Source organism: Acinetobacter sp. I-MWF (assembly GCF_025433935.1).
GTDB lineage: Bacteria > Pseudomonadota > Gammaproteobacteria > Pseudomonadales > Moraxellaceae > Acinetobacter > Acinetobacter guillouiae.
Genome location: NZ_JAMBAR010000029.1, coordinates 1 through 535, shown reverse-complemented (window position 1 = coordinate 535; position 535 = coordinate 1). Strand labels below are relative to the sequence as shown.

1 protein-coding gene is annotated in these 535 nt (G+C 65.0%); it reads right to left on the bottom strand.

What is annotated here, in order from left to right; genetic code table 11:
• A partial coding sequence (locus M2R48_RS21215) for a flavin monoamine oxidase family protein (RefSeq protein ID WP_262087604.1) occupies positions 1–535 on the bottom strand: 535 nt, incomplete at both ends.

The following is a 535-nucleotide window of genomic DNA, read 5'->3' as shown; positions in this document are numbered from 1 at the left end:
TCGTCCCACAGCGGCACGAGTTTGTTCCACAGCGCCTTGAGGCGCGGCACATCGCGGTCGCGAATGGCTTGCTGGATATCGCCGAACTGCGAGCCGGCTTCCAGGGCGTCGGCCCACGCGTCAGCCACTTCCTGGAACAGTGCAGGCAAGTCGGACAGTTTTTGTGCGTAGTGGGTCTGGCCTTCCAGGTCGATGACCGTACTGCCGGAAGCCGGCGTCAGCGGGTTGGGGAAGGGTTTGGTGTCCAGGCCGAGCTTGTCGACATAGTGGTAGAACGCGGTGGACGACACCGGGAAACGCATGCCGCCCAACTCGGCGATGATCCCTTCGGCGCCTTCAAACGCCTGGGAGCGCAAACGGCCGCCCATCTTCGAGGCCTCGTACACCACGGGCCTGAGGCCCAGCTTCATCAGTTCGTAGGCGGCCACCAGGCCGGCGATCCCGGCGCCGACGATCGCCACTTCGGCGCCGTGGTTGGCGGCCGGAATACTGCCCAGGCCGGCGGGGTGTTCGATCCAGTCATCAAACGCAAAGG